At 65.6% G+C, this 17,928-nt stretch carries 18 protein-coding genes and 1 pseudogene; 4 read left to right on the top strand and 15 right to left on the bottom strand.

Features of this window, described 5'->3' with window-relative positions; genetic code table 11:
* Positions 1-133: 133 nt before the first annotated feature.
* Both prfB and NV348_RS07125 read right to left on the bottom strand, forming a co-directional pair.
* Complete coding sequence (gene prfB, locus NV348_RS07130; RefSeq protein ID WP_316575808.1) at positions 134-1,252, bottom strand: peptide chain release factor 2; 1,119 nt, start codon at positions 1,250-1,252, stop codon at positions 134-136.
* 66 nt (positions 1,253-1,318) lie between these two features.
* Positions 1,319-2,065 carry a helix-turn-helix transcriptional regulator gene (locus tag NV348_RS07125; RefSeq protein ID WP_447146292.1) on the bottom strand — a complete coding sequence of 249 codons (747 nt, stop codon included), beginning with the start codon at positions 2,063-2,065 and terminating at the stop codon, positions 1,319-1,321.
* 20 nt (positions 2,066-2,085) lie between these two features.
* Here NV348_RS07125 and NV348_RS07120 point away from each other — a divergent pair, with 20 nt between their 5' ends.
* Positions 2,086-3,813 (top strand): recombinase family protein, encoded by a 1,728-nt coding sequence (locus NV348_RS07120; RefSeq protein ID WP_447146291.1) that lies wholly within the window; start codon positions 2,086-2,088, stop codon positions 3,811-3,813.
* Positions 3,814-3,825: 12 nt separating this feature from the next.
* Here NV348_RS07120 and NV348_RS07115 read toward each other — a convergent pair whose 3' ends face one another.
* From NV348_RS07115 to NV348_RS07100, 4 genes are all read right to left on the bottom strand, one after another.
* Positions 3,826-4,152, bottom strand: a complete 327-nt coding sequence (locus tag NV348_RS07115) for a hypothetical protein (protein WP_447146290.1) — start codon at positions 4,150-4,152, stop codon at positions 3,826-3,828.
* Between the two features lie 647 nt (positions 4,153-4,799).
* On the bottom strand, positions 4,800-5,234 hold the full coding sequence (locus tag NV348_RS07110; protein WP_447146289.1) for a hypothetical protein: 435 nt from the start codon (positions 5,232-5,234) through the stop codon (positions 4,800-4,802).
* Between the two features lie 99 nt (positions 5,235-5,333).
* Positions 5,334-6,020 (bottom strand): hypothetical protein, encoded by a 687-nt coding sequence (locus tag NV348_RS07105; protein ID WP_447146288.1) that lies wholly within the window; start codon positions 6,018-6,020, stop codon positions 5,334-5,336.
* Between the two features lie 1,134 nt (positions 6,021-7,154).
* On the bottom strand, positions 7,155-8,390 hold the full coding sequence (locus NV348_RS07100) for a helix-turn-helix domain-containing protein (protein WP_447146287.1): 1,236 nt from the start codon (positions 8,388-8,390) through the stop codon (positions 7,155-7,157).
* 199 nt (positions 8,391-8,589) lie between these two features.
* On the opposite strand from NV348_RS07100, the gene NV348_RS07095 reads away from it, so the two are divergent.
* Complete coding sequence (locus tag NV348_RS07095; RefSeq protein ID WP_447146286.1) at positions 8,590-8,805, top strand: hypothetical protein; 216 nt, start codon at positions 8,590-8,592, stop codon at positions 8,803-8,805.
* Between the two features lie 208 nt (positions 8,806-9,013).
* Entirely contained in the window at positions 9,014-9,202 is a 189-nt protein-coding gene (locus NV348_RS07090; RefSeq protein WP_447146285.1) for a hypothetical protein, read from the top strand.
* Between the two features lie 113 nt (positions 9,203-9,315).
* On the opposite strand, the gene NV348_RS07085 is transcribed toward NV348_RS07090, so the two are convergent.
* From NV348_RS07085 to NV348_RS07045, 9 genes and pseudogenes are all read right to left on the bottom strand, one after another.
* Complete coding sequence (locus NV348_RS07085; protein ID WP_447146284.1) at positions 9,316-10,071, bottom strand: ESX secretion-associated protein EspG; 756 nt, start codon at positions 10,069-10,071, stop codon at positions 9,316-9,318.
* On the bottom strand, positions 10,058-11,377 hold the full coding sequence (locus tag NV348_RS07080; RefSeq protein WP_447146283.1) for a hypothetical protein: 1,320 nt from the start codon (positions 11,375-11,377) through the stop codon (positions 10,058-10,060). Before NV348_RS07080 ends, NV348_RS07085 begins: the two co-directional genes overlap by 14 nt.
* Positions 11,377-11,748, bottom strand: a complete 372-nt coding sequence (locus NV348_RS07075; protein ID WP_447146282.1) for a hypothetical protein — start codon at positions 11,746-11,748, stop codon at positions 11,377-11,379. The genes NV348_RS07080 and NV348_RS07075 overlap by 1 nt, the downstream gene beginning before the upstream one ends.
* A gap of 72 nt (positions 11,749-11,820) precedes the next feature.
* The gene (locus NV348_RS07070; protein ID WP_447146281.1) at positions 11,821-12,375 is read right to left on the bottom strand and encodes a DUF3558 domain-containing protein; all 555 of its coding nucleotides are present in this window, start codon (positions 12,373-12,375) and stop codon (positions 11,821-11,823) included.
* 79 nt (positions 12,376-12,454) lie between these two features.
* The gene (locus tag NV348_RS07065; RefSeq protein ID WP_447146280.1) at positions 12,455-13,054 is read right to left on the bottom strand and encodes a YbaB/EbfC family nucleoid-associated protein; all 600 of its coding nucleotides are present in this window, start codon (positions 13,052-13,054) and stop codon (positions 12,455-12,457) included.
* 27 nt (positions 13,055-13,081) lie between these two features.
* Entirely contained in the window at positions 13,082-13,669 is a 588-nt protein-coding gene (locus NV348_RS07060; RefSeq protein WP_447146279.1) for a hypothetical protein, read from the bottom strand.
* 200 nt (positions 13,670-13,869) lie between these two features.
* Positions 13,870-16,476: a TPR repeat domain-containing protein gene (locus NV348_RS07055; RefSeq protein WP_447146278.1), complete on the bottom strand. Its 2,607-nt coding sequence runs from the start codon at positions 16,474-16,476 to the stop codon at positions 13,870-13,872.
* Positions 16,473-16,784 (bottom strand): hypothetical protein, encoded by a 312-nt coding sequence (locus NV348_RS07050; RefSeq protein WP_447146277.1) that lies wholly within the window; start codon positions 16,782-16,784, stop codon positions 16,473-16,475. The genes NV348_RS07055 and NV348_RS07050 overlap by 4 nt, the downstream gene beginning before the upstream one ends.
* 220 nt (positions 16,785-17,004) lie before the next feature.
* A pseudogene (locus NV348_RS07045) lies at positions 17,005-17,145 on the bottom strand (transcriptional regulator); the annotation flags it as partial.
* Positions 17,146-17,286: 141 nt separating this feature from the next.
* Between NV348_RS07045 and NV348_RS07040 the strand changes: the two are divergent.
* Positions 17,287-17,877: an NADPH-dependent FMN reductase gene (locus NV348_RS07040; protein ID WP_447146276.1), complete on the top strand. Its 591-nt coding sequence runs from the start codon at positions 17,287-17,289 to the stop codon at positions 17,875-17,877.
* Positions 17,878-17,928: the final 51 nt, after the last annotated feature.

The raw sequence follows: 17,928 nt of genomic DNA, 5'->3' as shown, positions 1-17,928 counted from the left end.
CCCCGGCCGAGAATCGACGGGGCTTGCGCTGGCACAGTTCCGGTTCGCTCGAACACACACCCGAAAGGTTACAGCGGGGTCACGGTGCCCGGTCAAACGCGAACCGCGTCACACCGGCCGAGCGAACAGGTGGCTACGCGTCGGCCTGTTCCCGCATGCGCCAACGGATTCCGGATTCGATGAAGCCGTCGATGTCACCGTCGAGCACCGCCGACGGGTTGTTCACCTCATAGTTGGTGCGCAGATCCTTGACCATCTGGTACGGGTGCAGCACGTAGGACCGCATCTGGTTGCCCCACGAGGCGCCCTCGTTGGTCTTGAGTGCGTCCATCTGCGCGCGCTCCTCCTGGCGCTTGCGCTCGAGCAGTTTGGCCTGCAGCACGCGCATGGCCGAGATCTTGTTCTGCAGCTGCGACTTCTCGTTCTGACAGGTCACCACGATGCCGGTGGGGATGTGGGTCAGGCGCACCGCGGAGTCGGTGGTGTTGACGCTCTGACCACCCGGGCCCGAGGAGCGGTACACATCGACGCGGACCTCGCCCTCGGGGATCTCGATGTGGTCGGTGGTCTCGACCACCGGCAGCACCTCGACCTCGGCGAAGGAGGTCTGGCGACGGCCCTGGTTGTCGAACGGGCTGATCCGGACGAGCCGGTGCGTGCCCATCTCCACCGAGAGCGTGCCGTAGGCGTAAGGCGACTTCACTGCGAAGGTGGCGCTCTTGATGCCGGCCTCTTCGGCGTAGGAGGTGTCGTAGACCTCGACGACGTACTTGTGCCGCTCGGCCCAGCGGATGTACATGCGCATCAGCATCTGCGCCCAGTCCGCGGCGTCGACGCCACCGGCGCCGGAGCGGATGTTGACCAGCGCGTCACGCTTGTCGTACTCGCCCGAGAGCAGGGTGCGCACTTCCATCGCCTCGATGTCGACCCGCAGCGCGGCGCGCTCGTTGTCGGCGTCGGCGGTGGCTTCCTCGGCGGCGGAGCCCTCCTCGGACTCGGCCAATTCGTAGAGCACCGGCAGGTCTTCGAGGCGCTGACGCAGTTCCTCCACGCGGCGCAGCTCGCTCTGGGCGTGCGACAGCTCGCTGGTCACCTGCTGGGCGTGGTCCTGGTTGTTCCACAGCTCGGGATCGGCCGCCTGGTGCTCGAGCTCGTCGATACGACGGCGTAGCTCCTCGACATCGAGGACCGACTCGACCGTCTTGAGCGTGGTGTCGAGTTCGGCGAGGTCGGCGATAACGTCAGGATGCACGATTCCCAAGGTTACCGGTCGGCCCCGACACGGTGAAACACGCGCACCCGCGACGGCGCGCGCGGGTCAGCTCGCGATGGCGCGCAGCCCGCCGGGGCGTCGCCCGAGCAGCCGGTCCAGCGCCGTCGCGCTGGCCTCGTCGGCGGGCAGCAGGACATACAGCGACTGGTCGTCGTCGATGGACAGATCCAGCGATTCGTAGGCCAGCCGCAGCGTGCCCGCCTCGGGATGGCTGATTCGGTCGATCCCGCCCGAGGGCGGCAGCCCCGGCAGCGCGGCCAGCCGGTCGGTGAACGGCGCGCCCGCGGTGACGGTCAGCTCGTCGACCAGGGCGGCCACCATCGGGTCGGCGCGGAACGGGCCCTGCTTGACCGAGGCGACCAGCTTGTCGGCGGCGGCGTCCCAGTCCGGGTACAGCTCGCGCGCGCCGGGATGGGTGAAGACGAACCGCGCGACATTGGCCGGTTCGCCCTGCTCGAACAGGCCGCTGGGCGCCATCAGTGTGCGGTAGCCCGCGGTGCAGGCGAGCACCTCGGTGAACCGGTTGGTGACCGCGGCGGGCGCGGGCTCGAGCTGGTCGAGGATCGCGCGGATCGTCGGCCGGACGGTGCGGTTCGGGCCGTTCTCCGCGGCACCGCAGCTGAAACCGGACATGCCCTTGGTGAGCTGGTGCAGGTGCACCCGTTCGCGCGGGCTCAGCCGCAGCGTCTCGGCCAGCGCGGACAGCACCGGCGGCGAGGGGTGCCGGTCGCGGCCCTGCTCGAGCCGGATCAGGTACTCCACACTGACCCCAGCGACATGTTCGTTATGCATTCCTTCCGTACCGTGGTGGTATGACGAAAACAGTTGGTAGGGAACCTGGTTGGCTCACTGAGATAAACGCCGCGTTGGCTGCTGGTGTGGCCGGTGTGAACCCTGCGGAGTGGGTGTATGGGTATGTGCGTATCTCTCGGGATGAGAAGGACCGGGCTGAGGGGGTGCAGCTGCAAGCCAAGAACGAAGTCGCGCACGCAGCCCGGAAGGGGTTGGCGTTGGCGCGGATCTTCTGTGACAACGATCTGTCGGGTGCGGATGCCGACCGGCCTGCGTTACGGGAGGTGTTGCGGCTGGTGGCCGCTGGACCGGCGAAGACGGTGCTTGCCCGTGATGTGGCGCGGTTGACCCGGGACTATGACCTGGGCAACGAGTTGATGAAACTCGGGCGGGATGAGGGGGTGCGGTATGTGTTCGTCAAGGACACCGAATACGACCTGACCTCTGGTGCCGGGCGCAAGAACTTCATGGTCAAGGTGGCCGAGGCGGCCGAGTATCGGGAAACCAACACCGAAAACCTTCTGGATCGGATGAGTGAGGAAGCGGCGAAGGGGGTGATGCAGGGCGGTTCGCGCCGGTTCGGGTACGGCAAAGTCGTCGGTATCCACCCGGTCACCGGCGCGGAGATTCTGGACCGGTGTGCGCTGCGTGACGATGAGGTGGCGGTGTTGCGGGAGGGCCGGGACCGGATCATCAACGGTGAGTCGCAGACCACGATCGTCACCGACTGGAATGCCCGGGGCATCACCACGTCGGAGGGCGGGGTGTGGCGGGTGGGCAAATTGTCGCATCTGCTGTTGTTGGAGGCGTATGTGGCCTATGACCTGGGTGAGCACACCGACGCCACCGGGGCGCGGTGTGGGTGCCTGAACAACCCCGAGGGCAACGGTATCCGGGTCCATACCCGTACCGGCACCCGGCATCGGGCGCAGTGGCCCGCTGTGTTCACTCGTGCCGAGCATGACGCGATGCGGGCGGCGATCAAGGCCCACAGCCGGGCGAAGGACCCGGACCGGCCCCGGCAGCGCAACGGCGAGTATTTGCTGACCGGTTTGGCCGAATGCGGTGGGACCTGGCCCGAGGACACCGCGCAGGCGGGGCAGCCGTGCCGACGGTGGCTGGTCGGGTCCTCGCTCGAGCGGAAACGCAAGCACGGCACGGTGTTGCAGCGTCGGTATGTGTGCCAGGCCAAGGACGCCGCGCGGGTGCGGTGTGGGTGTGGACGGGTGTTCCGGGATGCGGGCGCGTTGGAGATGTGGGTGGCCCAGCAGGTGATCGCGGCGTATGAGGACCCGGAGATCTTGTCGCGGCTGGACCGGGGCAACGACAACGCCGGACGGATCGCGGAGTTGCAGCGGCGGATCGAGATCACGGCGGGGAATCTGGATGCCGAGACCGACCAGCGCAGCGAGATCCTGACCGGCGCGGGGGACCCCGACGATCTGCGGGTGATCGAACGCACCATCGCCAGCCTGAAACAGTCGCTGAAAACCTTGCGCGCCGAGCAGGATTCACTACGCGGCGCGCAAGCCCTCGCCGTGCTTGCCGACATCGGATCCACCCCGGGCGAGTTGCGCAAGGCGTGGCACACGAAGGGAGCCCGGTGGCGGCACGAGGCGACCGAACGCCTGGTGGAGAAGGTGATCGTGAAGCCCGCCCGGATCTACGCGGCGAGGTGGGTGGACCAGAACGGGAAGGCGTGGCGGTTCGACACCTCGTCGGTGGATATCGTGTGGCGGGAACTGTAGGCGGGGCCGACCTCACGCCGCGCGCTTACCCCGGTCGTGGTCGTGGTCGATGGTGTCGATGGTGTTGCGCAGGAACAGTGCCAGGGATTCGATCGCGTCCGGGTTCTCGATCGTCGGCGGGAGTCCTTGCCGCATCCGGCTCTCGGCGACCAGGCGGCGGGTCTGCTCGCTGGTCGGTCCCACCCACATGCCCCCGGCGCGGGGTGTGGCCGTTTCACGGCCGGATTCGCCCGCAGCGCCGTCAACGGCCCCCGGTGCGGGTTCGGGGGTGCGGCGGCGGTGTGCGCGGCGGACACGGGCGGCGTCGAGGCTGGAAACGTTGTGCGGATCAGTGGGCATGAACGAGGGTCCTCCCTGACGGCGTTCCCGGCGGCGCGGGCGCCGGAAACAGAGATACGTGTACACCCTCTACTGCCGCGAAAACATCCGTTTCAGGACACAATAATGCGTGACGATTCGGTAACGATCAAAAACATGCAGGTAAACCATGTTCGGGAGCAGAGACGCTGATCGGCACACAATTCAGCATGAAATGTAGGACCATCAACGCGGACGCGGCCGCCCACGGATGTCTATACATAAGAAATGTATAGACAATCCCTGTTGATATCCGCGCGGATATTCCACCAGTGACCAGCGGAAACGCCGGGCGCGGGTGCGTCGTTCCAATCCGGGCAGCGAGTATCGCAGGTGATCTCGCCATCGAACATGCCACGGAAAAATTTTCATCGCCGCACTCACCGATCTACTCACCCCACGGCAGACGCGCGGCGGGCCGGGCGCGTTCGGTGTCCACGCCTCGACACCGGCCGGGCTCGCCGGGTCGGCCGTGTCGATCTCGTGACGGGGCGCAGTCCGTTTCCAGCATCGCCGAGGTGGCCGATCGCCTCCGCCCCGAAGATGACCCTCGCCGCACACAGGAAACGGCCGGTGGTGCCGAACGGGAGTTGTTCGGCACCACCGGCCGTCTCAGCGGGTAGGTGGGGTCAGCAGGTGCGCGGTCGGTTGGTGGGTGGGGTGAACGCGCCCGGGGTGCCGGTGGAGCGGAACCGCCACAGCGGCAACACCTTCGCCGTGCCGGTCTCCTCGCCGGTGTGGCTGGTGACCGGAGCGGGGGTGGCGGCCACGACCGCGCTCGCGGCGGCCTCCGGGTTGGGGTAAGTGGTCCCGGTCAGCGGCCCGGTGATGATCCGTACCGAACCGGTGTAGGGGAAGAACTCGCCTTCGGTCCGGTACAGCCGGTAGCGCAGCATCACCGGCACCCACGGCACCATCACCGGCAACACCGGCACGCTGAGCTCCCGCGCGGCCACGGTCGCGATCTCGAGCCACAACGCCACACTGTCCGGGGCCAGGGTCGCGTTGGCGAACGCCCGGTGCAGGGCTGGGGCCAGGATCGCCGGGGAAGCAGTGGAATACATAGTCGAAACACCATTCTGTTCTCAGGGATAGGTTGAGAGGCGCGGTGTCGGACTCCCCGAAGGTAGGAACTTCGGGGATTCCGGCATCGCCCCGGTTCGTCAGGACGCGAGAGTGAATTTCTTGGGGGACGTGCAGGTTTGGCGGGCTGTCCCGTCTCCGGTGAGCTTGACCAGGGCGTTGTGGACCGCGCCGCTGGAGCGGTCGAGTTCGTTCCCGATCCGATGTGGGGTGAACTCTTGCCCGGGGTGGTCGTGGAGGAAATCCTCGACGTGGCCGCGCAACGCGCCAGCTGGCAGGCGTCGCACCGTCGACTCCGCGTCCACCGTGGCCGCGGCGGCGGGTGCGGACGGGACCGCCGGGACCGGATCGGTGGCTTCGCCGCCAGTCGGGGCGACTGCGGGGCTTTCCGGCGCAGTGTCGAGCGCATCGATGCCCCGGTCGGCATCCTCGGCGGGAGTGACCGGTTTGGTGGTGGTTGATTCCGATTCGGGTGCGGCCGATCCGGTAGTCCAGGCTTTCGCCGCCCGCGGCGAGGCAAGGTCGGTGAGCGAGGCGGCGGCCCCGACCACTTCCCAGTTCGTCAGCAGACGGCGGGCCGTGGACAACCCAACCCCGGACACATCAGCCAGCGCGGCGGCCGTGACGCCCGGACGAGCTGCCAGCGCATCCCACAACGCGCGGGCGGCGTCGCTGCCCAGCACCGGCACCACCGTCGGCGAATCCGGCCGATCGGCCGGGCCGGGCGGCGCCGGGGACGTGTTGGCGGCACTATATTTCTTGGACATTGGCAATTCCCTTCAACATGGGGGCGGGGTGAATACGGCTGTCCCGGTCGGGGACAGCGACATCGGCACCGATCGGGGACAGGTCCCCCCGGGGGGTTCGGTACGGTTGTCGGCTCCATGGACGCTCCGTAGCGGGCCGGTGTCAAGCAGAACGTGAAAACAACAACTCCCGACCGCCACATCCCAACTCGACCTGCATGAAATGTGCCTCGCGAGCGAAAGATTCGACTCCCGCCGCCGCGAGTCGCCGGCCTCGCCCCGATCGAAACGATCCCCCAGTGCGGCGGCGGCGTGCGCGAGTCGGCGCCTCGGACAGGTCAGGAAGAAGATCCCAGCCTCAGACCGCCGAACGGAGAACGATCTTCAACGCCTGGAGAGCAAGAGCGTGAAAACCGAACCGCTCGCGGACACGGGCCGCGCACGGATGGCTATACAGTGGACATGTATAGACAATCCACGACGATATCCGCGCGGATATCCCGCCGGTGACCAGCGGAAACACTGAGTGCGGGTGCGTCGTTTTGATCCGCGCACCGAACAGTTCAGGTGATCTCGCCATCTAATGTGCCCCGGAAAAAATCTCATCGACGCACTCACCGATCTACCCGCACGGCGGCCCAGGCCGGGCTCGCCACCCCTCCGTTACCGGCTCGGACGGAGGCCACCAGGCCGGCCGGATCTGATGACGGGCCGGAACGGCGGGGCAAGTCCCCGGAATCGGCCCCGCGTGAACTCCAGCAGTCAACAGCAGGCGCAGGGCCCGGATGTCTATTATCAATAGAATAATAGACAATCCTGGATAACACCCACGCGCGGATGTAGCCCCTACGCTGCGGGGATGCGATATCCGGGTGTGGCTATTTGATCGCCCCACGCATTTCCCTGCACATTTCGCCCCACAAAGCGCCACGCATTGACCACCGCAAAAATCCATTTCCCGCGCAAGCAGTAACTATTAACCAAACTCGATCGCGCGTACCCGGCGCTCGCGGATCGGGACGAGGTAGCGGACTCGGCAATAGGGTCCTTCCCACGTCGGCGTTCTCAGCAGCCTCCGCCGCGCTCGGGACATCGACCGTGACCGATTCTCGCCGACAGAGCTCACCCGGCGCCACGCGCCACGGCCGCCACCATCTACCTCGCGAGGATGTATGCCCCCAGCGTTTCGCGCATGCCGGTGGCGGGGACGCTGTCCGGGAAGTGTTCGCCCAGCAGGCGATCGAGCTGGCGCAACCGTTTCCGAACCCAGGAAAAGTGCGCGCTGATCGGGTTTTCGAGGACCGGGGTGACCGCTGCGATGCTCCCGTCCAGGTCCCCGAGCCGGGCGTTGGCGGTCGCGAGATAGATGTGCGAGAGCATCTCGTCGCCGGGTGAACGCTGAACTTGCCATGCTGCTATCGCATCCTGGGACGCTTTCGCCGACCGATTCAGCGTTTTTGGGTCCTCCGCCCACATCAGCGAGAATCCCCGGTAGTAGATCTGCTTCGCTGGTGTGAACGTGAACAGGCCCGGAAACTCGTCCGTGCTCGCGCGGTCGCGTGCACGCTCAGCGTCATCGAGCAGTTCCAGCGCCCGGCCGGAGTCACCCAAGTTCGCTACCGAGGCAGCGAGCCCGCACAGCAGCCGCGCTTCCGCTGTGCCTGTCGAATTGTTGGTGTAGCGGAGTCCGTCCGACGCAGCCCGAGCTGCTTGCTCGAAGTTCTTGTCGAATCGGAAAGCCAGTGCCTGGGTGCCTCGGGACCATGCCCGCAATTGGTCGTGGTCGGCGCGATCGCCGAGCTTGAACGCGGCTTGTGCGTGCATGCGGGCCGTTTCCGCCTGCCCCAGGTCCAACGTGAGATATGCCAGCACGCCACACACACGCCCCAGCGCCGCGTAAAGCGTTCGCAGTTCATCCGGTGAATGCGCACCGACCCTGACGCGACGCATCAGCTCAACGCGGAGGTCCGACGCCCGCGTCAGAGTGATCTCGTAGGGCTCGAACCTGGCGCCGGTCGCGATCTCGTGCACTCCGGCTTGGATCTCGTCGAGGTCGGCCGCGTCCGGTAACGCCAGAAAGGACTCCGAATCGATTCTGGCCTGTTCCAGCATCCGCATCGTGTCCGCATGACGAGCGTGTTCGCGCTGGTCAGCATCCCACGCCGCGACCAGCCTTCCGGCGGCGCCGAGCGCGATGTCGGCCGACTCGACCCACGCGCGGTCTTTCGGCCACCGACGACCGGACTCGATGTGCGCGATCTTCGTGTGATCGCAGAACAGCAGCGCGCCGAGCTCGCGGAAGCTCAGGCCGCGGGCCTCGCGGGATCGCTTCAGCTCCGTGCCCGTTCGGTCGGTCTCCATACTGAGCAATTTCGTCGCTTCGGTGTCCACACGTACCCGCCTGCCTGTTGACAGTTCCCCACACCCGGTTTGTCAACAGCGTAGCGCGCCCACAGGCAGCCCCGCCGTGGTGAGCTCCTTCTACCGAAGCCGCCAAAGTCAGGGACGCACGAGATGAGCAACGACACCAGCCGAGGTGAATCGCTATGCCCGGGAACGTAACCGACCACAGTGCACCGAGGTGAAGCCGATGACGAACGCTCTCGAAGCCGAGATTCTCGCGTTGCTCAGACCAGGCGGGATGTTGACCGCAGACACGATCGCCCGCAACCTGAACGCGCCGAAGTGGCGGGTGGTGCGAGTCCTGCGCGCATTGCGTGAAACCGGTGACGCCTTCCAGAATCGCCGCGAAGCGTGGCAGATATCGGCGCCGCAACGCCGCCCGCAACGACAGGCGACCCGATGAACCACCTCACCACACCGAACCCAGCGCCCGGCCCGTCGCTGGTGGACCTGCTGGCCACACTGGACGCGATGTGTGAAGCCGGTTGGGTCGCCACCAGGTCCGATCCGACACCGCCAATGCCGACCGACCAGACGGCCCACGGTCGTGCCGATGCCGACAATCTCCGGCGATACGTACAGCTGAACCGAAACAACCCAGGAGAGAATCAGTGAGCGATGCGACCGAAACCCGGGTTGCTGAGCTGACCGACCGAGCCGCGCACCGGTCCTTGGGCATCCGCCGGGCACCGGAACCACCCTACGGATGGGAGCTGTACAGCCCGTTCCGGGTGATCTGCCACGGATCGCTCGACAACATCGCCGATTGGCTCAGCGCGGCGGAAGGCACCGGCCGATGAAACGACCCGCACCCGCTGAGATCACACCGTCCTGGGCTCGATCACGACTCGACATCCGGCCCGGCCGCAACACCCACGCCGCACTTGCGCCAGCCACTCGGCGCGGATCCGCGTCAGCGGGAAGCGTCGGCGTGCAGGCGTTGTGCGCGACGCAGCATCGTACCGATACCGGCGGTCATCCGATCGCGGTCGAGCGGCTCGGCGATGATCGGGTCACCGGTGCGGACGTAGTAGCGGCCATCGGGGTAGTCCATCCACCAGAACGTGCGAACCGAGGCCGACGGGCGGGCGTCGATCGCGCCGCCGGTGAAAGCGGCGACCTCGCCGTAGGCCGAGCGTGGACGCTCGAACATCAGGTTCAGTTGCTCGGTCGCGGTGAGCGCACCGGCCCGGAATTCGAAGTGCTCATCTTCCTCGGCGATGCGGGCGCGCGAGATTTCCAGCGGTGCCCGCCTGCCTGGCTCACGAGCGGGCAGAGCCGCGACGGCGGCTTGCGCGACCTGATCCGCGCCGCACACGGTGAGGATGACGTCACCACCGGCGTTCTCAGCCGGACCGGGTTCCTGAATGAGCGTCGCGCCCGCCTCACTGCGAATCGCACCGAAGAACCGGATGATGCGCGGATCATGCTGCCCGACATATCCTTTCGACTCAACGCGCGCATCCGGACTCAGCAGCGTGTTCAGGGCAGCTTCGATCTCGGGATTGTAGGTGGCGAGCAGTCTTTCCACCGCCTGCTCGCGGTGTCGCCTCAGCTCGTCGACATCGCTGATCTCCGTGCGGAATTGCAGCGGGTAGGGCAGCCGGTCACGCCCATACGCCGACCAGAGGATGGCGAACTCTTGGGCGGTGAATCTACTGCTGTGCACTGTCGAAATCCCCGCCGATCACCGGGGGTACCGTTCTGATGTCGCTGATACCGGTCAGGATTTCACCGTTGTCCTGTGTGATGAGGTACTCCGCGACGCCCCGGCGCTCCTCGTCGTTTTGTCCGCCGCCTCGCGCTCCGGGGGCGCCCGCACCCATCCCGCCCATACCGGTTCGCCCGGCGGCACCGCCAGCAGCGGTGTTCGTCGCTGCCGCTACAGGCTGCCCCGTACCGGGCATTCCAGCCACTGCGCGACCTGGGCTCAGCGTTGAACCTGGCGAACCGCCACGACTTCCACCTCCCGCGCCGACTCCAACGCCGCTACCGCCGGGCGCAGATCCCACCGGTGCCGACGACGGCGATGGTGTGGTGGGCGTTGTGGAGCCTGGCTGCGTGGCACCGGGAGTTGTCGCCGCTGGTGAAGTCGTCGAAGCTGCCGAGGTGTCGTCGTCCGACGACGCCGGGGAGTCTTCGGACGTGTCGCCCTCCTCTTGGGGCGCCGCCGGGTTCTGTGGTTCGGTGGCCTGGGGGTCCTCGGTCTGCGGCGTCTCGGCAGTCGGCTGCTGTGTCGTTGCCCGATCGCCGGTGCTCCCACCGCCGGGCACGCCCGGTGAGCCACCGCCGGGAGTTGCGGTGTCACCGCCGCCGCTGTCGACGATCTTCGGTGCGGTCGGCATGAACGGCACACCGGTATCGGATTGGACCGCGACTTGACCGTATATGGTCCGCAGGATCCGCCGGCCTTCTTCCTCGGCCTCGTCCTCGGTATACTGGTCCAGCTTCATCTCACCATCGACCGGCAGCGTCTTCCCCGTCAGTGTCGGGCGGTTGGTGACACCAGGCATCAACGCTTGCGTCTGCTCGATACCGGTCCGCATCTCATCCAGTTTGAGACTGATGGCAAGAGCTGCCGCCGGAAGCGTGCTCGACTGTGCCGCATAGTTGTTCACGGCGGTCACCGCCGCCGAGGCCGCGGCACCGACCCACCCGCTATCGGCATTGGTCGTCGCCTCGAACGCCGTGGTGAAGGTTTGCAGCGACGTCGAAACATCGGTGCTGATCGCCGACCACACATCCGACGCGCTCTGCACCGCACCGGGCTTCATCGCCGAGACGGCCGCCTGCATCTGTGCCAACGACATGTGGTCATATCCGTCATCGGTCCCCGTGAGGTGAGTGGGTTGGAACTGCTCCGCGAAAATGCTCGACAGCTGGGCCGCGTGCTGGACGAGGTAGATACCGCTGCGCTCCTGGTTCCACTGCTCCTGCGCGGCGATCACCTTGTCCCGGTACTCCTCGTAGGTCATCAGCCTTCCCCCGGACCGTTGAATTGCCCAGCGTTGTACTCATCCTGGGCTTGGAAGTTCGCGATCGCTTTGAGGACAACCTCTTTGGCCGTGGTCACTGCCTCAATGTGTTCACGGATCGTCTGGTCGAGAGACCGCTCCCCACCCGCAGCGGTCAGCGAGAACTTCCGCTCGAGGATCTGACTGGAGTTGAAGGTACCGAAACCGGTCACCTGCTCGACGTAGCCGATCTTGCTGAGAACGCCCTCCAGGACGGTGATGTGGTCATCACACACTCGCGTGAGTCCAGCGCCGACCTCGGGGTTCAGTGCGAGCTCCCCCGCAGCAGCTTGTCCTTCGAGCCGTTTCCACTCACCGGGATCGATATTCACCAATGCCTTGCCCCCAAATGCTCGCCCGGAGATATGTCACGAACGTGTGCGTTGTGCCCGCACGACTTCGCCTCAGCTAATCGGAATCTCATCGATCAACTCGTCCGCCAAGCGTCGAACCTCGACGCAAGGATCGGCGGCCGTGTCACGAGAACTGTGCCGAACGAGAATGTCGAAATCGATCGTCCCGGACGGCGCTTCGACGGCAATCTTGCAGGAGAAGTCGCGTCGCGACCCCGCCCAGCGGTACTGCAAAGCGGTCTTTCCATCGACTTGGGTGTCAGTGAAGTCACCATAGTCGGTGCGTTGCCTGATCTCGCCGAGCGTGTGGGCGCTCGTCAGGATGCCGAACGTGTAGGTCTTGTTCACGTCAGTCCAGCTGCAGATCTTCCAACCCTCGAACTTGACCCCGCCGATGTCTGTCTGCTGAGTGGCGGTGTTGAGCCCGGCATCAGTCAGCGCGGCATCTGGGAGACTGCACGGATCCCAGAGCACGGCATCCGAGTCCGCGCTCGTCGTCAGCGCAGCTGTCGTGCTGGGCTGCGTTGTCGTGGTCGGGTCAGCGTTGTTGCATCCGCTGATCGCGCCCACCACAACAGCGAGAGCTGGAATGGCCTTGTGCCACATCCGCATGAACGTCCCCCTGAACACAGCTCTTGTCGCGGGTACGCCCCACGATGCTTTTCTGGCCGACGACTCTACCCGATCAAACCAACCATGACTTCCGCTGGTAGTAGGGGTCGATGTCGTCGTCATCGTCCTCGTACGAAGGTCGGTACGGTCGCTCGGGCGCTTTCGCAGCCGGAACAGTCGGCGCGGTGTAGTAGTCCTGATAGCCGGGGTAGGGAGCTGGGTCCGGGCTGCGGGTCGAGGACGTGCCGTATTCGCGCGGGCGGTCGCCGGGTACGGCAGTGGACCAGCCCTGCTGGGATGGTGCCTGCGATGTCTGCCACGGGTCCGTTTGGGTTGGCTGCGCTGGTGCAGGCCGGGCGGGCGGCGTGGCGGTTTCAATGACGGTGGCGTCGGCGATTCGGGCTACGGCGGGGTCGTCGCGGAGTTCGGCCATGATCGCCGAGGTTCGGGCGGCGACCTCGGCGGCGGTGTCGCGGTACACGCGAACGATCAGCTCGGCGAGCTCCTGGGGGCCACGAGCATACGCGCTGTGGCCGATATGCAGCTCTGACAGGCGGCCGTTGGCATCAGTACGGATCGTGATGCCATCCATGCTGGTCTGGCCGTGTACGTCAGCGACCGTTTGCTGGAGTCGGCGGACTTTTGCGCCGAGTTCTTCGTGCTGGGGGCTCATCGCGGTTCAATTCTGTCAGAGGTGTCGTCAGCGGGCCGGGTCAGGCCAACCGGGATACACCGGCTGCACCGGAGGGCGGACATCCCGGGCGTAGTCGTTGGGTGGGTGGTCCAATGCAACGTCAGGATCGATGGTTCGAGCCCAGGCAACACACGGATCGATCGCCACGGTTTGTCGATAATATTCACTCAGCCGCATCCCGCCGCGATAGTAGGCCCTCCACCCATCGAAGACGTTTTCACTAGGCGCTTGCCAGTGGGCTCGGTCAGCTCCTGTTAGCAGGGGGTAGGATTTTGACTCATATTCACCAGGTTTGCCCGTCATGTCGATAAACCGGTATTCAAGAAGGGCCGTGCCGATCCAGGTAGGAACCCATTTACCGTCGACGAGGCGGGAAATTCCCGTATCCAACGTGCATGTTTTTGCGTTGAACCCATCGGAAGCAGTTACGAGCGGGGAGAATTCCAGAATATGCTGGTAAAGGGTTCCTGCGATCTTTCCGCGATCGGAGATTGATTCGAATCCTGAATGCTGTCTACTGTCCAAGGCTTCCTGGAATCCCGGGTAAGTCGCATCGAGACCTGCGGCGTTGCCGATGATCCCCGACTCGCTCATAGCGCGGACCAGTCTCGCTTCGGTGGAGGATAGGTCGACTCCTGGTGCGGCGGACCACACCACGGTCGCGTTGCGGACTTCCTCGGGCGGGCGGTAGGGGCCTGGGACCGGTTCGGGTTCGCTGGCAGGTGTGCAGGCACTTACCAGAGTGAGTAGCGCGGCGAGTGCGTAGGTAGCACCGGCGCGGCGGGTTCTGGTGGTCACCATGTGTTTTTACCCGAGTTCGCCGATTGCTCTCCGGCGAGCCATTCGAGCCATTCTTTGCGTGGCATTTTGTCGCCGCCTTGGATCATCGAGTCCAGGGTTTGGTACTCGGACCCGCCCGGCGATGCTTGGGCGGTGTAGTCCTGGAGCGAGTCGGGATTGAGACCCGCCTGTTCGAGGAGGCCTTTTCGGCCGTTCGGCCCGACCTCGGCACTGTTTTGCTCGACGGTGGATGCGTTGTGGTAGTCCTGGCGATATTGGGAGTAGGGTTTGAATTCGCCGTTTTCGTTTTTGTAGATGTCGGGGACTTGGTTCATGTCGATTTTCCCGGCTTCGGCGAGTGTTTGCAGCATCGTGTATTCGCGGTGCTCGCTGCCGCCCCAACTGGTGGGCCGGTAGGTCGTGTCCTTGTCGCCGCGGTCGAAGTCGAAGTCGAATTGGGTGGTGTCCAGTTTCAGCGGGGACTGTTCAGGAGTGCTCGGCGAATCGGCCGACAGCACGAACGGTTTGAGGAACTCCGAGCCCGAAGCGACTGCGATTCCCTGCGGTCCCATGCCGCCCGCGACGATCTGCGATGCTGTCCATGCGGTGTTCCACTTGGCGTTGCGGCTGGCCTCGGCAGCGCTGGCATCGACGCCGTTCTGGGTCTCCTGGGCGGATTGGACATCGAGTCCTTGGTTGACCAGCCATTGCAGGCGGCTGCTGTACTTGCCGTTGTTCGGGTTGCCGTCACCGTTGGCTTCCTCTATGGCGAAGAGCCGGTCCATGCGCTGCGATTCAGCCAAAGCGGTGCCGTTGATGATCGTGCTCGCGCCCTCGTCGGAGTCGAGGATACTGAACACCCGCAACGGCTCGATCGGGCCACCGATCCCGGAGTTGTCCTTACCGCCGAAGTCTGGCCCGAAGCCCATTGTGTTGGTGAGGTCGCCAGGATTACCGCTGGGCATGCCGACCATGTTGCCGACGTAGGGCGCGAGTGCTTCGGCGACCTGGTCGGCGGTACCGTCACCGATCTTGCCGTCCCCGGAGAGCAGGGTCGTGTAGTTGTTCGTGCCGTCGGCGGACTTCTCGGTGGACATGATCTCAGCGAGCCCACGAGCCGCTTCACCCGCCTGGGTAGCGGCCTCCTTTTGGCCCGGGTAGTCCGGGCTATCCGGTGCTGCGGTGACATGCGCGTCACGCGAAATCCAGTCGGTAAGCGACCCCATCGCGGTCCCGTCGTCGCGTTGCAGCAACGGCAGCACTGCAGTGTCGGGATTGTAGCCAGCGCCGAGGATCTCAGCATCGCCCTCGCCGGTAAGGATCGCGTGGACGCCGTCTGTGTTGCGCGAACCGAGCGCGATCGCCTGCTCCAGCGGCTCGACATGCTTGGGGTCGTCCGAGGGTGAGTCGCTGAAGGGGAGACCGCCTCCGTGATCCTCGACCCACGCGGTGTGCATTCCCTGTCGAATCAGCTCAGTGGACATCTTGGTCCCCGGCTCATTTCCGGGCTCTGCCTGCGAAAGCGCCTGGAGGAAGTCTTTCTGATCGGTGACAAACTCCTTGTGGTTCCCCACGATCGTGCCGTCGCCGGGATACATCGTTGTGTTGGCATCGGGTGCCATCCCGTTGGGTGCGACACGGGTGGAGATGAGATCACGCATGTCTTGCGGCAAGTTCTCATAGCTCCCCCCACCAGTGAGCTTTCCGTCGCTGCCACGCCCGGTCCCGACCTTCTCGTTCGATATCACCAGCACACCGTTCGCCAGCGACGACGCCGCCTGCTGACCCGCCGGACCCTGAGCCTGCAACTGCTGGCTGGCGGCGGTGAAACCATCAGCACCTGCAGCGCTGTACAGCTCTTTCAGATACTGCTGGGTCCCAGCGGGAATGGTGGTGGGCTCGCCATTCAGGTAGGCCTGAAGCTGCGACGGCGGAATACCGGTGGCTTTCAGATCCTCGGTGAGCTGGTCGAGGACCTCCGCCGGAATCGGTTCGCCCTTGTCCACAGCCTCCTGGATCTGCGTACCGAGCGCCTTGCCGCCCGCACCCGACAACGTGGGGGTACCGACGGTCGCGCCACCAGGCCCGCCGTGTTGGTCGAGATCGGTCAAGCCGAGCGCGGCCGTAAACCGCAACGCGGTCAACGCGGTGCCCAGGTTCGCCAGGTTCTCCTTCAAGCTGGTCTGGAAACCTGCGGCCTCACGGTCGAGGCGCCCTTGCAAAATCGCCCGCATCGCGTCGGTGTCGTCACCGGGAACTGTCGGCGCGGTGACGGTTCCGTCCGGGGCGACGGTCATTCCGTGGACATTGACAGCGGCATCACGGGTATTGAGCACCGCCGACCGGTAGCCATCGATCGTCCCACCTTGCGCCACCATCGCGTCCCCGATGGTGGCGGTGGCGCGTTTCGATTGGGAGGCCGTGAGCAATTCCGATACAGCGCGCATCGAGGCAGCCGCGCTGGCATCGCCCTGCCAGTTCACCGCGCTCTTGTCCACCGCGAGATCGACTTCGGCCATCCGGTCGGTAAGGTCTGTTCCGGCCTTGATGATCGCCTGGCCCGCCGCGATGAGTGTTTGCGGCTTCCAGGACTCGACCTGAGGAATCGTCGGCGTCGTCACTGCGAGAGTCCTTCCGTCAGCGAGGTCAGCTGCGCGCGGAAGACATCCTCGACATCCTCGTAGGTCGTCGCGGCGGTTGCGGCGCCGTCGGCCATCGCCTGTACGGCGGTGCTGTGCTTGGACAGGGTGGTTTCCAGCTTCGCGGTAATTCTGCCCAACAGGTCCTCGATCCCGGCGTCGGGCATCACGACCGCTTCGATGCTGGTCTTTGCTGGCGCGGCGATCTGGGTGATCGCACTCGCCTTCACACCCAACTGTGTCCCGAGCGACCTGATCTCATCGAGATCAGCCTTCAGCATGTCCCCCATAGACGTACTCACCCCCATCGAAATTCACCACGACGTCGCCGCAGCCGTTCGGCTGACATGCTATCGAGACGCCGGATGCATCTGCAACGAGCTCAGGTCCGCTCCTGTCCATCGGTCAGTCCAACGACGGCAGCCGACCAGGATCAAGGCATCGACCGGTACAGAATGGCCGTGGAACGTGCAGTGCGTACCGTCACGGGCAAGGAATGCGTAACCGAAATGTCACCCCGGCCAGCATCGCGACCTCGGCGCGGCGCAGACCCGGCGTGCGCCTGCGTGGCCCCGCGGGCAGGCCGACCTCGGCGGGCGTGACCGCCTCGCGGCGGGTTCGCAGGAACAAGCCGAGTTCGTTGTCGCTCACCCGATCGACGGTACCCACTCGCGCGGGCCGGAGAGTGGCCGTGGCACTACCACTCTCAGCGTGGTCTCCCTGACTGCTTCGCGAGCGGCGACGGTGGAGATACCGGCCGATCGGGCCGGGCACACGACAGAGGAGGACACGGTGTCCGCACAGCCACTGAAGCTCGCGATCATCATCGGCAGCGTCCGTGAGGGCCGGTTCGGTCCGGTGGTCGCGAACTGGTTCGCACAGCAGGTCGACGACCGCTTCGACCTCGACATCATCGATCTGGCCGAGGTCGAGTTGCCCGCCGCGCTTCCGCCGGTGCCGCCCGCGATGGACCCCGACATGCCGCGCCCGGCGGGAATGGACGAGCTCACCGAGCGACTGGCCGCCGCCGACGCCTATGTCGTCGTCACGCCCGACTACAACCGCAGCTACCCGGCCGTCCTGAAGTCGGCCATCGACTGGCACTACACCCAGTGGGACGCCAGGACGATCGGGTTCGTCGGCTACAGCGGTGGCTCCGGCGGGCTGCTGGCCATCGAGCACCTGCGTCAGGTGTTCAACGAGCTCAACGCCCACACCGTGCGCAACTACGTGTCCTTCCCGCGCTACTACCTGCTCTTCGACGAGAACGGGCAGCTGCGTGAGCCGCAGGAGTTCGAGGCCGCGGCACAGGCGCTGCTCGACCAGTTGCACTGGTGGGCAAGGGCTCTGGTCGCGGCCCGGGCGGCGCAGGTCGCGGCCTGACGACGGGCCGAGCGTGTGCTCGGCCCAGCGACAAGGCCGCGGTTCGCGCCC

The organism is Nocardia fodinahabitans (genome assembly GCF_052983615.1).
The sequence above is the reverse complement of the archived record's forward strand: the minus strand, read 5'-3'. Positions and strand labels throughout refer to the sequence as shown.

Excerpts from the sequence above, each read along its gene's own strand:
- NV348_RS07125 (WP_447146292.1), bottom strand. The coding sequence starts at position 2,065 with ATGCATAACGAACATGTCGCTGGGGTCAGTGTGGAGTACCTGATCCGG.
- NV348_RS07120 (WP_447146291.1), top strand. The coding sequence starts at position 2,086 with ATGACGAAAACAGTTGGTAGGGAACCTGGTTGGCTCACTGAGATAAAC.
- NV348_RS07115 (WP_447146290.1), bottom strand. The coding sequence starts at position 4,152 with ATGCCCACTGATCCGCACAACGTTTCCAGCCTCGACGCCGCCCGTGTC.
- NV348_RS07110 (WP_447146289.1), bottom strand. The coding sequence starts at position 5,234 with ATGTATTCCACTGCTTCCCCGGCGATCCTGGCCCCAGCCCTGCACCGG.
- NV348_RS07105 (WP_447146288.1), bottom strand. The coding sequence starts at position 6,020 with ATGTCCAAGAAATATAGTGCCGCCAACACGTCCCCGGCGCCGCCCGGC.
- NV348_RS07095 (WP_447146286.1), top strand. The coding sequence starts at position 8,590 with ATGACGAACGCTCTCGAAGCCGAGATTCTCGCGTTGCTCAGACCAGGC.
- NV348_RS07080 (WP_447146283.1), bottom strand. The coding sequence starts at position 11,377 with ATGACCTACGAGGAGTACCGGGACAAGGTGATCGCCGCGCAGGAGCAG.
- NV348_RS07070 (WP_447146281.1), bottom strand. The coding sequence starts at position 12,375 with ATGTGGCACAAGGCCATTCCAGCTCTCGCTGTTGTGGTGGGCGCGATC.
- NV348_RS07065 (WP_447146280.1), bottom strand. The coding sequence starts at position 13,054 with ATGAGCCCCCAGCACGAAGAACTCGGCGCAAAAGTCCGCCGACTCCAG.
- NV348_RS07060 (WP_447146279.1), bottom strand. The coding sequence starts at position 13,669 with ATGAGCGAGTCGGGGATCATCGGCAACGCCGCAGGTCTCGATGCGACT.
- NV348_RS07050 (WP_447146277.1), bottom strand. The coding sequence starts at position 16,784 with ATGGGGGACATGCTGAAGGCTGATCTCGATGAGATCAGGTCGCTCGGG.